Annotated in this window: 14 protein-coding genes and 3 pseudogenes; 10 read left to right on the top strand and 7 right to left on the bottom strand. The window is 58.0% G+C overall.

Annotated elements, in window-relative coordinates:
- The first annotated feature begins 1,136 nt into the window (after positions 1-1,136).
- The 5 genes from JFV26_RS14735 (at position 1,137) to JFV26_RS14715 (ending at position 3,394) form a co-directional block, all read left to right on the top strand.
- Positions 1,137-1,745, top strand: coding sequence for an AbiU2 domain-containing protein (locus JFV26_RS14735; RefSeq protein ID WP_201193458.1), 609 nt, complete (start codon positions 1,137-1,139; stop codon positions 1,743-1,745).
- A gap of 4 nt (positions 1,746-1,749) precedes the next feature.
- Positions 1,750-1,950, top strand: coding sequence for a hypothetical protein (locus tag JFV26_RS14730; RefSeq protein WP_201193456.1), 201 nt, complete (start codon positions 1,750-1,752; stop codon positions 1,948-1,950).
- Positions 1,951-2,128: 178 nt separating this feature from the next.
- A complete protein-coding gene (locus JFV26_RS14725; protein WP_201193454.1) occupies positions 2,129-2,389 on the top strand; it encodes a helix-turn-helix transcriptional regulator in 261 nt (86 codons plus the stop codon).
- A gap of 317 nt (positions 2,390-2,706) precedes the next feature.
- The gene (locus JFV26_RS14720) at positions 2,707-2,925 is read left to right on the top strand and encodes a hypothetical protein (protein ID WP_201193452.1); all 219 of its coding nucleotides are present in this window, start codon (positions 2,707-2,709) and stop codon (positions 2,923-2,925) included.
- 277 nt (positions 2,926-3,202) lie between these two features.
- Positions 3,203-3,394 carry a helix-turn-helix transcriptional regulator gene (locus tag JFV26_RS14715; protein ID WP_201193450.1) on the top strand — a complete coding sequence of 64 codons (192 nt, stop codon included), beginning with the start codon at positions 3,203-3,205 and terminating at the stop codon, positions 3,392-3,394.
- 450 nt (positions 3,395-3,844) lie between these two features.
- Here JFV26_RS14715 and JFV26_RS14710 read toward each other — a convergent pair whose 3' ends face one another.
- Positions 3,845-4,021, bottom strand: a complete 177-nt coding sequence (locus tag JFV26_RS14710; protein ID WP_201193449.1) for a hypothetical protein — start codon at positions 4,019-4,021, stop codon at positions 3,845-3,847.
- Positions 4,022-4,252: 231 nt separating this feature from the next.
- Here JFV26_RS14710 and JFV26_RS14705 point away from each other — a divergent pair, with 231 nt between their 5' ends.
- Complete coding sequence (locus tag JFV26_RS14705) at positions 4,253-4,528, top strand: excisionase (protein ID WP_201193447.1); 276 nt, start codon at positions 4,253-4,255, stop codon at positions 4,526-4,528.
- Positions 4,529-4,850: 322 nt separating this feature from the next.
- Here the strand turns inward: JFV26_RS14705 and JFV26_RS14700 are convergent, their stop codons facing one another.
- Complete coding sequence (locus tag JFV26_RS14700; RefSeq protein ID WP_201193446.1) at positions 4,851-5,954, bottom strand: DUF2817 domain-containing protein; 1,104 nt, start codon at positions 5,952-5,954, stop codon at positions 4,851-4,853.
- Between the two features lie 166 nt (positions 5,955-6,120).
- On the opposite strand from JFV26_RS14700, the gene ggt reads away from it, so the two are divergent.
- Positions 6,121-7,965, top strand: coding sequence for a gamma-glutamyltransferase (ggt, locus tag JFV26_RS14695; protein ID WP_201193444.1), 1,845 nt, complete (start codon positions 6,121-6,123; stop codon positions 7,963-7,965).
- Positions 7,966-8,104: 139 nt separating this feature from the next.
- Here ggt and JFV26_RS14690 read toward each other — a convergent pair whose 3' ends face one another.
- The 3 genes and pseudogenes from JFV26_RS14690 to JFV26_RS14680 all read right to left on the bottom strand — a co-directional run bounded on the left by JFV26_RS14690 (position 8,105) and on the right by JFV26_RS14680 (position 9,528).
- Positions 8,105-8,449 (bottom strand): gamma-glutamylcyclotransferase family protein, encoded by a 345-nt coding sequence (locus tag JFV26_RS14690; protein ID WP_201193443.1) that lies wholly within the window; start codon positions 8,447-8,449, stop codon positions 8,105-8,107.
- A gap of 33 nt (positions 8,450-8,482) precedes the next feature.
- Positions 8,483-8,755: pseudogene (locus JFV26_RS14685) on the bottom strand (D-alanine--D-alanine ligase A); the annotation flags it as partial.
- Between the two features lie 132 nt (positions 8,756-8,887).
- Positions 8,888-9,528 (bottom strand): annotated as a pseudogene (locus JFV26_RS14680) (LysE family translocator).
- Between the two features lie 153 nt (positions 9,529-9,681).
- Between JFV26_RS14680 and JFV26_RS14675 the strand changes: the two are divergent.
- The 3 genes from JFV26_RS14675 to JFV26_RS14665 all read left to right on the top strand — a co-directional run bounded on the left by JFV26_RS14675 (position 9,682) and on the right by JFV26_RS14665 (position 11,579).
- Positions 9,682-10,491: an AraC family transcriptional regulator gene (locus JFV26_RS14675; protein ID WP_201193441.1), complete on the top strand. Its 810-nt coding sequence runs from the start codon at positions 9,682-9,684 to the stop codon at positions 10,489-10,491.
- A gap of 76 nt (positions 10,492-10,567) precedes the next feature.
- Positions 10,568-10,936: a cupin domain-containing protein gene (locus JFV26_RS14670; protein ID WP_201193439.1), complete on the top strand. Its 369-nt coding sequence runs from the start codon at positions 10,568-10,570 to the stop codon at positions 10,934-10,936.
- 76 nt (positions 10,937-11,012) lie between these two features.
- Complete coding sequence (locus JFV26_RS14665; protein WP_201193437.1) at positions 11,013-11,579, top strand: GNAT family N-acetyltransferase; 567 nt, start codon at positions 11,013-11,015, stop codon at positions 11,577-11,579.
- Here JFV26_RS14665 and JFV26_RS14660 read toward each other — a convergent pair.
- Both JFV26_RS14660 and JFV26_RS34890 read right to left on the bottom strand, forming a co-directional pair.
- On the bottom strand, positions 11,576-12,181 hold the full coding sequence (locus JFV26_RS14660) for a flavin reductase family protein (RefSeq protein WP_201193435.1): 606 nt from the start codon (positions 12,179-12,181) through the stop codon (positions 11,576-11,578). The two genes, JFV26_RS14665 and JFV26_RS14660, sit on opposite strands and share 4 nt — an antisense overlap.
- Before the next feature lie 185 nt (positions 12,182-12,366).
- Positions 12,367-12,798, bottom strand: a pseudogene (locus tag JFV26_RS34890) (methyl-accepting chemotaxis protein); the annotation flags it as partial.
- Positions 12,799-12,944: the final 146 nt, after the last annotated feature.

Here is a 12,944-nt window from a genome sequence, read left to right as displayed (position 1 = left end):
GCGTACCAGCACCAAGTTCACACTTCTGGTTCGCACCCTCTTACGCGAAGCTGGTGCGAACCCGGCCAGTGGTTACCACGCTAGTTACCATGGAAAGTTACCAATGCAAGCGGTTGCCGGTCGCTGGTTTCCACTGTGGTTTCCACGGTATTGCTTTGTTTTTCACTGGCCAAACGTAGGTTTGCGAAAAAACCCCATGGATGAGGTGCAATGCACGCGAAAGCGACGCTGAATGAGCGTTGCGAAACAAACCCCATGAATGGAGCTGATCTAGGTCGAATGCCCCCTTTGCGGAAACACCCCATGAATGACCCGCGCCAGCCGCTCCAATGTCAGGTTTTATCAGGTTGCTGCGTGTTGAAAACAACACACTGTGTTGGAGTCAACACGGTGTCGAGTGCCCGCTACTTTGACCACGCTTTGACGGAATGTGAGACAGGCATGAGACGATACCGGCGCTGGATGTGCGTCTGAAGCTGATTCCATGCGGGAGCCGTCAAACAAGCCGTCCTGGCCGTCTCATACCTTTGACAGACCCCAGACAAATTCTGGACCGACACTGGACAGATTGTGACCCTGCCGAACAGTCAAACCGCCCGGACAGCAGCGCGCCACCTGATGCGCGGAGGAGCACGCCGCATCCGAGCGCCGCACCCCGTCCAAAATGGCTAAAACCTTGACCAGCCTTGACGAAATTTTTGACAGGGTTGGACGGACTTCTCCAGCGCCACCACCGGCTGGCGCGCTGAAAGCCACGCAGTACAATGCTTTGCGAGCATTCGCACAGCTTGTCCAGCACCAGCCCCGTCTAAAATTCTGGAGGTGGCGGTCAAGGAAGCTGCTCTAACGATTGCCAGGCCCTCGCTGGCGAGTTAGACAGGTGAATACCGGAGCAGGTAAACCCTTAACGCACCAAGCAATACTAGACAGGCCCTAGACGGATTCCCGCCGACGAGTCTCGTTCGAATTGCTTGCAGCCCAAGCAGTACGCCGCCGCCAAGGTGAAAGGTGGTGTGCTGGTGCTTGATACTCGTCAAGTATTTACCGGTGCTTCCAGCGAGCTGACAGCAGCACGAAACGACTAGGCTGAGTCGAGAGCGCAATCCCGACGCCTGCAACGATAATGGTGGGGTGAAATGAACGCAGAAGACCCGCGAATTTCAGCACTCAGAGAAAAGTTTTCTCATTTTCGAGAAGAGTGTATTTGGCTCACTAACTGCTACAACCTTTACAAAGCTTTGTATGAGGGCGGCCCTGAAACGGACGCCTTGCTACATCGTGTAGCGCCGGCGCTTTTTATTGACCTGAATCGGATTGTGATCGATCACATACTCCTTCAAATCTGCAAAATCACAGATCCGGCAAAATCACGGGGTCAGCAGAATCTGACCTTGGCCAGTCTGAACGAAGATCTGCAGACCGTTAACCTATATTCACCCGAGATAGAGTTGGTGTCGGCAGATCTGAATGCCTATCGCGAAGTGATAAAGCCAGCAAGGGACAAGCTGATCTCGCACCTGGACTGGAAAACCGTGCGTGATGGCCAGTCTCTAGCAGCGCACGCGGCAGATGAAGTAAATCACTTCTTCGCCGGCCTCTTCCTGTACACAGATCTTGTGGGAGAGGCTTGCGGGATAGGTCCTTTGGACTATCGAGTCTCCGCCTGTACGGGCGACGCAATCGACTTGCTTCGCTTCCTGCACCAAGCCGCGCCGGCGCCATCATCAACCGCGCACCGAGGATAGAGCCGTGTCCGTTATTGACTGTGATTATCTACCGGCCGACAAAGTGGTGTTTCCGCCGGAGCTGGCGCTGCTGATCATCAGGAAGGCCAGCGCCATGGCAGCGGCGTTTGAGGAGCAGGCGCTCGACCAGCTCACAAGAGATGCGAGGCGCGCGCTATCCCTCGGCACCGAGCCGCGGCGAATCATCAGGGAAATGCGTCTGTAGCAGCATCGAACGACGTTGAATGAATCGTTCTGCAATAACACCCCATGAATGACCTCGAGCGAGCCCCAAACGAACGCTGCAAACTTAACCCCATGAACGACTTTGATTGAGCAACGCTGCTACGCTTTCATTTTCTCGAATGGAGGCTGCCCCTCCCTTTGCGGCTTGGAGCGGACAAATGAGCACTGAATTAAACGAACAAGGAATCGAATTTATCAGGCTACCGAAGGTTATGGAGTTGGTAGGCCTGAGCCAGACCACGATTTACGACATGGCCAACGCCGGCCGCTTCCCGAAACAGGTGAAGCTGGGTGGCCGGGCCGTAGCCTGGGTCAAGTCAGAGGTGCTCGCCTGGAGCAAGCAGAAAGTCGATGATTCGCGCGCTTTGACATCCCTCGTAGGTTCCTCGAAAACAACGATGGGCAATGACACTCAATGAAATGAACAGGGCTGTCCACCCGCATCATGGCGCTCGCAACGGCGCCTCGTCACTCGCCAAACTTCGTAGGTCACCAAGACGTGGCATGCGAGTCTACCCTGCCAAAATGGTAAATCTGGGCCAATGCCGCGAGTTTCTTTCACCGGCTATACACAACCCCCTGGGCATCGCTTAAACAATGGCTATACACAACCCCCAGGCATCGCGCATTTCACCGGTTGAAAATAGCCGTCGGGAAGTGAGCAGTGAGCAGTTTGCTCATACCCCGATTGAACCAGCACTGCTAGGCTTTCATTTTCTCGAATTGAGTCGAAGCGATGCCTTCCCCCGAATACTCTCTCCCTGATGTACTGGAACGGATGTATCAAAACCAGCTCGCTTTGGAGGCTGCTTTAATGGAGCTGACCCTGTTAGTCGAAAGCCATGGGCATGATGAAGCCGGCGACAATATTCGGACTGCGCTGAACGCGATCGGTGAAAACGCCGGACATATCAATCAGGGGTTGGCCAGACTGAAAGCGCAGGGCCCGACGTAAGCCAGCACCCAATTCAAGGGGCGATGATGGACGATGACTGCGAAGTAGTATTTGTTGCCGGCTTGGGAAAGATGCTTGGACGCACCGAGGCGGCGATCAGACAGGGGATGACTCGGGGCGTCGACTGGTTACCAAAGAGTTTCAGAATGGGCACCAGACACTGCTGGCTGAAGGCGGATGTTCGGGAGTTCCTGCGCGCCTGCCGGGACGGCGAGAACAAAGCGCCGAAGGTCGGTAGACCGCGGCAGACACCACCAACGCTGAGGGATATCAGGAGATGACAGAAAGCATTGACCGTTTTCTGCGACTCGACGAGGTACTTCACATAACCGGCCTGGGCCGGAACACGGTTTATCACCGAATCAGGGAGGGCACCTTTCCAAAACAGGTCAGGACAGGCCCCAACTCTGTCGCCTGGCGTCAGTCAGCAATCACTAAATGGATGTGCGACCTATCCCCAATCGATTGAGGGCGTTAAGACGCGAATTAGTCACCAAGGACACACACAGCGCTGCGTTCGCTTGGCGATGTTGAGATGGGGGTCAACGTTGCCTGAACAGCCACTTCCCATCAGGCTGTCGCATGGGATTGTGCGAGCTGTAGTCCACCAGCGCGATATGAGAGCTAGAGAACCTTTGGAAGTGAACCACGAAATCAGAAGTGTTGTAGCTGGCGAGTGGATTCCTGCATGGATTCCATCGCGGATGACCGATATGGACGTGCCAAAGTTTGTTGATCTGAGCGAAGCGTATTTTCCTGCCCCGGTCTGGGTCACTTTGCGGAACCGCATCAGTTGGACCTACCTTGCCTCTGAACTTCAATAGTCCGTGAATCTTAAAATGGTCAACGAAGTCGTCAATCAGATCCTGTTCGTCTTCTGAAAGGGCCGCGTAAAGCTGAGTAAAGTGCTCACTGACGTCTACTTGGCCCGGCATTTTTCAGCGTTCTCGCGCATCCATACACGGAATTCTTCGCGTGATAAGTTCTCGGGCATGGTGAATCGTTCACCCCCGATAGCTTTTTGCATCCGCACCAGATCGAAATTGATCTCTTCTGCAGAATGGTCGTGGCGCGGCAGATGATCTTCTCGCTTCATGGTCTTTGGCCTGGTCACTTCATGTACTGGGAAATCATAATTAACGATTCCTAAAAACCACTGTATAGCCTCTGATCGTCTGTGCACGAAATGGTGGGGTTATTTCCTTGATGGCATAACAGTTTCAGATAAGTGGTGATACCCGCAAAAAACGAGCCAGCTTTTGTACGAAATGGCTGATATTTCGCAACTAGTTTGCGAACCTGTATGCAGACTGGAGAGTGCATAAGAATGCGCTATGTGACCGTCAAAAAGTTTTCCAGCGAGTCGGGATACACTGAAGCCGCGATTCGATCAAAGATCGCTGACGGCACCTGGGAAAAAGATTACGTTTGGCGAAAGGCGCCTGACGGGCGAGTGCTGATCGACGTCGATGGCTACGAAGCTTGGGTAGAGATGGGCGCACCATCCCAGGCTGATCGCGCGAACAGGTACCGGCCGGCAACTAGCCCCGCGACGCTGTTGAGCAAAGCCTCAAAACGCGGAAGCCCAAAGCCGTTAATGTGATACCGTTCGTCGGAGCAGACGCGCGTGTCACACGGTGACTTTCGAGCACCTTCTGGCGAAAAGAAAAAGGCCAAAAACCATCTAGCAGCGAGCGCCATGTATCCCCACATGTATCCCTTGCGCAAGCTGAAAGACAAATTCCCAATGATTACAGATGGTTAAGAACCCGGTTCAAATGTCTGTGTACCACCAAGTACTAAAAACGGCTTACCGAAAGGTAGGTCGTTTTTTTATGTCTCGAGAAAAGTGCCATACCGCATAGCGGCAGACACTGGGGGACTGCGGTTCTCTCCAAAGGGAATTCCAGAGAACCGGATCAGGATCAAAGCGTCGCCAACGCGGACAGCCCTCGCTCCCAAATCTGCCAGGTGCGCAGCCAGACCATGGACTGCCAGTCACTGTCGGCCGGATAGAACTGCTCCAGCAGATTGAGTTTGATCCCGCGCCCAACCGCATCACTCGGATTGCCATACAGATGCAGCCAATGATCATCGCGCAAATGACGATGAACGTCGGCCCCCGGATACGTCCCGCACTCGATCACAAACGGCATCAGCCTTACCTGCGGCAAAGCATTGAGCAACGCCTGCGAGGTATAACCCGTTGCGGTCGCCGCCACGCCGGTTTCGCTGGTGGTGTTGGCGCCGGTGTGCAAAGTGTAGAGCCATGGGCCATAAATGGCCTGGGCATCTGCCAGCGCCGGGTAGGCCGCCTCGGTAATGGTCAGCAGCATCGGATGACCGTACTCACCCGCCCCGGTGTGCAAGTCAAAGCACATCGCGACGTCAGCATGGGCGACATGTTTCTGAATGATCCGATGCAGCGTGCGGTTCGACCAGCTCGGCGCCAGACCACCATAGAACAAGCCATCAGGATGACTGTGCTGTCCACCTTCGACAATTGACATCACCGCCGGCCAGCCATGTTCATTGATCTGCGCCTCGAGCACAGCATCGGCGCGCTCACGCTCGGGGCCGTGCAGTTCGGTGCTGGCATAAATCTCATGCAACGCGGCGTAGGCCTGGTTGTCCGGCAATGGGCGCTCGAAGTTCAGGTGATTGCGGTTGAGGTCGATGTTGTCTTCATTGACCCGACGCAGCCATGCGGTGCCCCACGGATTGATCAGATGGATCATCACCACCGCCACATCGGCCGGCAGCGAACGCTTGCCCAAGTCCTGCAACCATTTGATCTGGCATCCGGAGCCGTAGAAGCCTTCGACTCCATGGGTGCCGCTGAGCGCAATCAGCAGACGCTTGGCGCCGGGATCGCCGAGCACCGCCACATCAGTGCTCAACGATTCACCGAACGGCCCTTTGAGTGGATGCAGATACTCGGTCAACGTCGCGCCGGCAGCGGTGGCCGCGGCCAGAAATTGTTCACGTTGCCCACGGTAACTTGGCTGGGTAGGAAACTCGGTCTGCATGTCTGCCTCTTGTTGGTTTTGTGGCCGCACTGTTGACCTCGACCCTACAGAAAACTCACCCATTGATGAAGGGCAAAAGTGCCTTGGTTACAGGACGAGGTTTGCGTCGCACCCCGTCGGCCGATAAAGTCCTCCCATCTTTTATCCCACGGACGGAGTGCCCCGCGTGTTCTCAGCCTTCCACTTGAGTCGCTATCGCCTGTCAGCCCTGTCGCTGATCGCCACCGCATTAACCCTCACCGCCTGCAACGCGCCACCCTCCTCGCCTTCGGTCTCGACATTGCCGGTCGCCCCGGAAGCGGCCTCCGGTTTCCGTACCGACCTGCAAACCCGCTACGCCTCGAAACACATGGCGGCCGCGGCCAATCCGCTGGCGGCCGCTGCCGGACGGGAGATGCTGCGTCAAGGCGGTTCGGCGATTGATGCCGCTATCGCGATGCAAGCAGTGCTGACGCTGGTGGAGCCGCAATCGTCCGGCATCGGTGGCGGCGCGTTGATTGTGTTGTGGGACGGCAAGAACGTGCGCACCTACGATGGCCGTGAAACCGCACCGGCCGGTGCCACCGAGAAACTTTTCCTGCAGGCCGACGGGCAGCCGATGCCGTTCACTCAGGCGCAGATTGGTGGTCGTTCGGTCGGCACGCCGGGTGTGTTGCGGGCACTGGAACTGGCCCATCAAAAACACGGTCGCCTGCCATGGGCGACGCTGTTCGAGCCGGCGATCAAACTCGCCGAACAAGGCTTTGCGATCTCACCGCGCCTGCATCAACTGATCGCTTCGGACTCGTCGATGCAGCGTTCGCCGGACATGATGGCGTATTTCATGAATGCCGATGGCAGCCCGAAAGCCGTCGGCACGCTGCTGAAAAACCCGGCACTGGCGGCCGTACTTGAACGCATCGCCAACGAAGGTCCTGATGCGTTGTACAAAGGGCCGATTGCCGAAGAAATCGTCGCCAAGGTCCAGGGCCATAAAAACCCCGGCAGCTTGTCACTGAATGATCTTCAAGGCTACAAGGCCAAGGAACGCGCGCCGCTGTGCACCGACTACAAACGCTGGCAGGTCTGCGGCATGCCGCCACCGTCATCGGGCGGAATCGCCGTGGCGCAGATCCTCGGCACCTTGCAAGCCCTGGAAACCCGCGACCCGCGCTTTGCCCTGGCGCCACTCAAACCGCTCAAGAGCACAAAACCGGCGGGCATCGAACCCGCCCCTGAAGCCGTGCACCTGATCTCCGAAGCCGAGCGCCTGGCCTACGCCGACCGCGCGCAATACGTGGCCGACACCGACTTCGTGCCAGTGCCGGTCAAAGGCCTGGTCGACCCGGCTTATATCGCCAGCCGCGCCGCCCTGATCGGCGACCGCAGCATGGGCACGGCCAAACCCGGCACGCCGCCGGGCATTCAAGTTGCCTACGCACCGGACCGTTCGCCACTGCGCATCTCCACCTCGCAAGTGGTAGCCGTCGATGACGAGGGTGGCGCGGTGTCCATGACCACCACCGTCGAAGCCGCATTCGGCTCGCACCTGATGGTCCAGGGCTTCATGCTCAACAACCAGATGACCGACTTCTCGTTTATCCCCGAAGAGAACGGCCAGAAAGTCGCCAACCGCGTCGAACCGGGTAAACGCCCACGCTCGTCCATGGCGCCGACCCTGATCTTCGACCGCCAGAACGGCGAATTCCTCGCCACCGTCGGCTCTCCTGGCGGTTCGCAAATCATCGAATACGTCGCCAAATCCACCATCGGCCTGCTCGACTGGAACCTCGACCCGCAAGCCGCCATCAGCCTGCCCAACTTCGGCAGCCGCAACGGCCCGACCGAACTGGAACAAGGGCAGTTCAGCGCGGCGCTGATTCAGGCGCTGAAGGACAAAGGGCATGCGGTGAACGAAATCGACATGACCAGCGGGACCCAGGCGATTGTTCGGGTGAAGGATGCGCAAGGGAAGGCGTCGTTGGCGGGCGGGGCAGATCCGCGGCGTGAGGGGGAAGCGCTGGGGGATTGATTCGTACGCTGGAATGAGAAAGGGCTTACCGGGAGGTAGGCCCTTTTGGGTTCGGCAATCCACTCAAAGCGGAATCCGGACGGCTCTCAAACTTACCTTCGGGTCCGAGTTTCATTCGGAGCAAGGGGCTACGACGCAACTACACGCTCACATACACCCACGCTTCAATCCCGGACTCCAGCACCACACTAACGCGCTGGTAGTCCGACACTTCATAGCTGTCGGCGGCGGCCAGTTCTTCGGGGGTGATCTGGAACACCATCCCGGGAATCGGCGCACTGCTGTCGCTACCGGGGCGCAGAATCGGGTGGTGGGTCTTGCCACTGGTGGCCAATACTTCAGGGTCGGTAATTTCCACCCAGGATTGCTCATACCCCAGCATCGCATCGGCGCTGCCGGTCAGTTCGCGGCCGAAGTTGGCCAGTTGTACGGCTTTGTCCTGCAAGGTGCCATAGGAAAACAGGTAGACAGTTGAAGCCATCATCGATACATCCTTGATTGAATATTTACACACGGCCTAGCGACTGATTTTCAACGCCTGCCGCGCCTGATGTTTCTCCAGCGCCAGGTCGATCAAGCGGCTGACCAATTCGCTGTAGCTCATGCCGGTGGCCTGCCACAGTTTGGGATACATGCTGATGCGGGTGAAGCCTGGCAGCGAGTTGATCTCGTTGATCAATACTTCGCCGCTGTCGGTCAGGAACACATCGACCCGCGCCAATCCGGAACAGCCAAGCACCTGAAACGCCTCGATGGCCAGGGTGCGAATACGCTCGCTCGCTTCAACACTGGCCCCCCGAAAATAATCCCTACCCGCAGCTTGCTCATGACCTGGTCTCATTATGAACGTGCTGTTTCATACCATGGCAAAGCCGATGAATTAAAGATTCAGTCGGCATCGACAATAGCGCTACAGGGCCTCTCAGCGAGAGGCCACCAAATGCGCACCAAACAGCAAGTAGCAACTGCCTGCAAAGCGGTCCAGCCATTTGCGTGAACGCTCATAAGCGCCCGCGACCCGACGGCTGGCAAACAGCAGCGCGACGCTGCAATACCAACTGAACGACAGGCTCGCCATGGTCAGCACCGCCAGCGCCAGCAACATCGGTGGCGGTGAGGCCGGCATGGCGGTGGCGAAAATCGTTGCGACGAACAGTGCCGCTTTCGGATTGGTCATGTTGCCGACAAAGCCGCGACCATAAGCCGACAGCAACGTGCGCCCCGCCCCGCTCAGCGGGTCGTTAGCGCCCGGCACGGTCGCCGGTTTGCGTTTGAACTGCTTCAAGCCCAGATAGATCAGGTAACAGCCACCGGCAATCTTGAACGTCAGATAAAGCGTCGGTGCCGCGCTGAACAGCGACTTGATCCCCAGGCCACCGGCCAATCCCCACAACACCGTGCCCGTGGCGACGCCCAGCGCAGCCACTACGCCATGCTTGCGAGAGCAACTGGCCGCCAGTTGTGCGGTGTTGAAGAAGTTGGGCCCGGGGTCACCACTGCGACGGTCCACAACAGCGCCAACGACAACAAGGGTGCGGCGTAACTCAGGTGAGTGATGTCCATGAGGAGGGTCGCCTGCCTGGCTTCAGAGAATGTTCAGTACCTTGCAACATTTGCTGACTGTTTTCCACTTGTCCCGACGACTCTACGCACGAGCAGACAGGCGGGTTGGCACTGGGTTAACGTGCTCTGCATCGAGCTCAAGACAACAGCATCATGGTCAAGCACCCGTCACCCAGCGACTGGTTCCATCGCGCCCCCAACGTTGGCGGGCTGGAGCGTATCGAGGCATTTTTTGCCGGCCACGGCTACGAACTCCACCGCCACGACACCTATGCCATCGGCCGCACCCTGGCCGGGGTGCAGAGTTTTCAATATCGCGGCAGTCGGCGTCACAGTCTGCCGGACGGCACCCTGGTGCTGCATCCGGACGAAGCCCACGATGGCGAGGCCGGTACCGATATCGGCTTCCAATACCGAATGATGTACATCGAACCGGCGCTGATCCAACAGATCCTTGGCGGCCAACCGCTGCCGTTTATCAAGACCGGTCTGTCCACCGATCCTCGCCTGTTCGCGGCCACCGATGTGCTGATGCGCAGCCTGGATGATCCGCTTGATCCACTGGAAGAACAGGACGCGTTGTTCGATCTGGCGCACGCTTTGAACGGTGTGTCCGGTGTGAACGGCCAACGCCAGCACTTCGACTATGTGGCAGCGGAGCGCGCCCGGGAGTTCATGCACAGTGCACTTGATCACACCGTGACCCTGGACGAACTGGCGCAACACAGTGGCCGGGATCGCTGGAGTCTGTCGCGGGATTTCCGCCTGCTGTTCGGCACCAGCCCTTACCGCTACCTGACCATGCGTCGCCTGGACCTGGTCCGTTCGCTGCTGATGCAGGGCCAGTCACTGGTCAGCGCGGCCCTGATCGCCGGATTCACCGACCAGAGCCACATGACCCGGCAGTTCAGCAAAACCTACGGAATGTCACCGGCCCGCTGGATGAAAATGCACCGGCGCTGAGTCACGCACAATCGTTCAAGAATCACACCGCTACGCGGGTTATCGTGGCCCCGAGATCAACCCGGAGCGCCACCAGATGAGCACTTACAAAAGCCTGAACTTCGTACAGAAAATCGACTTGATCGACCAGCACTGGTCGCCCAGGGTCATCGCTGAAATGAACGACTACCAGTTCAAAGTGGTGAAACTGCTGGGGGATTTCATTTGGCATGACCACTTGGACACAGACGAAACTTTCATCGTCCTTGAAGGGCAACTGCGCATCGACTTTCGCGACGGCCACGTTCTGGTGTCGGCCGGTGAAATGTACGTCGTGCCCAAGGGCATTGAACACAAACCGGCGGCAGAACAAGAAGTGAAACTGCTGCTGATCGAACCCAAAGGCGTGCTGAACACCGGGAGTCAGGGAGGCGAACGTACCGCGGAAAATGATCTGTGGATTTGAAAAACACCGAAAATGCGCAGACTGTGGCCGCAGCGATCAATTGACCGACTTCCCGGCCGACGAATAAGGACACTCCATGAGCGGCTTCCCGTCCCTCGAAACACCGCGCCTGCGACTGCGCGAAATAGTATGCGCCGACGCCCCGACTCTGCTGGCGATTCACGGTGATCAGCAAGCCATGCGCTGGTTTGGCATGGACCCGATCACCGAAATCGCCCAGGCCCAGGCATTGGTCGACACCTTCGCCGCATCGCGCACGCTACCAAATCCCGGTATTCGCTGGGGCATCCAGTACAAAGCAGACGAAGAGTTACTGGGCAATTGCGGCCTGTTCAAATGGAACCGGCAGTGGAAAAGCGGTTCACTGGGTTTCGCGCTCGGGCAATCGTCCTTCGGCAAAGGCATCATGTCCGAAGCGCTGCAAGCGGTGCTGGCCTGGGGGTTTGAGCAGATGCAGCTCAATCGGATCGAGGCCACCGTCCACCCGGAGAACCCGGCGTGCTTGAAGTTGCTTGAACGCTTGGGTTTCGTCCAGGAAGGACGGCTTCGTCAGGCCGGTTTCTGGCTGGGTGAACATCACGACTTGCTGCAACTTTCGTTGTTGCGCGCAGAGTTTGAACCGTCCCCAATCTGCGCTCTTTAGTCAGACTCGCCCAGCGTCTTGCCGTCCACCGGGTCGCCAATTTTCAGGAAGTGTCCACCGGCGACATGGTGCAGCGTGCGCAATCCGTCTTGCCCTTCGAAGTGCCAGCGGCCGTCGCTGAACACGCGCTCATCGGCTTGAGCGGCAATCACCTCAGCCAGAAACAGATCGTACTGCTGGTGATTGTGCGGCTCCGGCAGCAGCCGGCATTCCAGCCATGCGACGCAACCTTCAAGCATCGGCGCCTCGATCAACTCGCCACTAAAGGTCTGCAAGCCATACGCCTGGAACTTGTCCTGGCCCTGCCCTTGCGTTAATTCCAGGCCCGACGTCGAGCCAACGGTCTGGACGATATCGGCCTGCGCAGCGCAGGGCACGTTCACCACGAACGTACCCGAGGCTTCCAGCAATTGCCGGGTCCAGGTGGACTTGTCCAGCACCACGGCGATTTTCGGCGGTTCAAAATCCAGCGGCATCGCCCAGGCAGCAGCCATGATATTGCGCTGGCCGTCGTGGGCCGCGCTGACCAGCACGGTCGGCCCGTGATTGAGCAGACGATAAGCCTTGGACAACGGCACCGGACGGCGATGGGAAACGGTCATGGAAGTCTGCTCCGGGGGAAAGCACCGATTGTAGCGGGAACCGTGATGCAGGCCATTGCGAGATACGGTGGTGTCGTTATGAAAAGATCGCAGCCTTCGGCAGCTCCTACATGAATTGATATTCCCCTGTAGGAGCTGCCGCAGGCTGCGATCTTTTCGCGTTTACTTCTATTTAAGCCTGCGAATCAAGTCGCCAGTTGATTGGCAAACTGCCCGACCGCATTCACCACTTTCTGCGCACCGTCCTGGATTTCGACAATCACCGTACCCGCCTCTGCCGCCAACGCCAGGCCCTGTTCGGCCTGGAGTTTGCCGTCGGTCATCAGGCTCACGGCATTGCGCGCCATGTCCTGGTTCTGCCGCACGACGCCGACGATTTCGTCAGTGGCCTGGCTGGTGCGCGACGCCAATTGCCGGACTTCGTCCGCCACCACGGCAAACCCCCGGCCCTGTTCACCGGCACGCGCCGCTTCGATGGCCGCGTTGAGCGCCAACAGGTTGGTCTGCTCGGCAATACCGCTGATGGTCTTGACGATGGTGCCGATCACCAGCGACTGCTCGTTCAAGGCTTCGATGCCTTCACCGGCGGTTTGCATATGCCTGGCCAGGTCGCGCATCACGCTCACCGCTTGAGTGACCACGGCCGTGCCGCGCTGGGCGCTGTTGTCGGTTTGCAGCGACGTGCTGTAGGCGATGTTGGCCGCCTCGGCAACCGCTTGCTCCTGATTGACCTGATCGGTAATCACCGTGGCGAACTTCACCA

Origin of the sequence: Pseudomonas sp. TH31 (assembly GCF_016650815.1) — a bacterium.
Taxonomy (GTDB): domain Bacteria; phylum Pseudomonadota; class Gammaproteobacteria; order Pseudomonadales; family Pseudomonadaceae; genus Aquipseudomonas.
The sequence above is the reverse complement of the archived record's forward strand: the minus strand, read 5'-3'. Positions and strand labels throughout refer to the sequence as shown.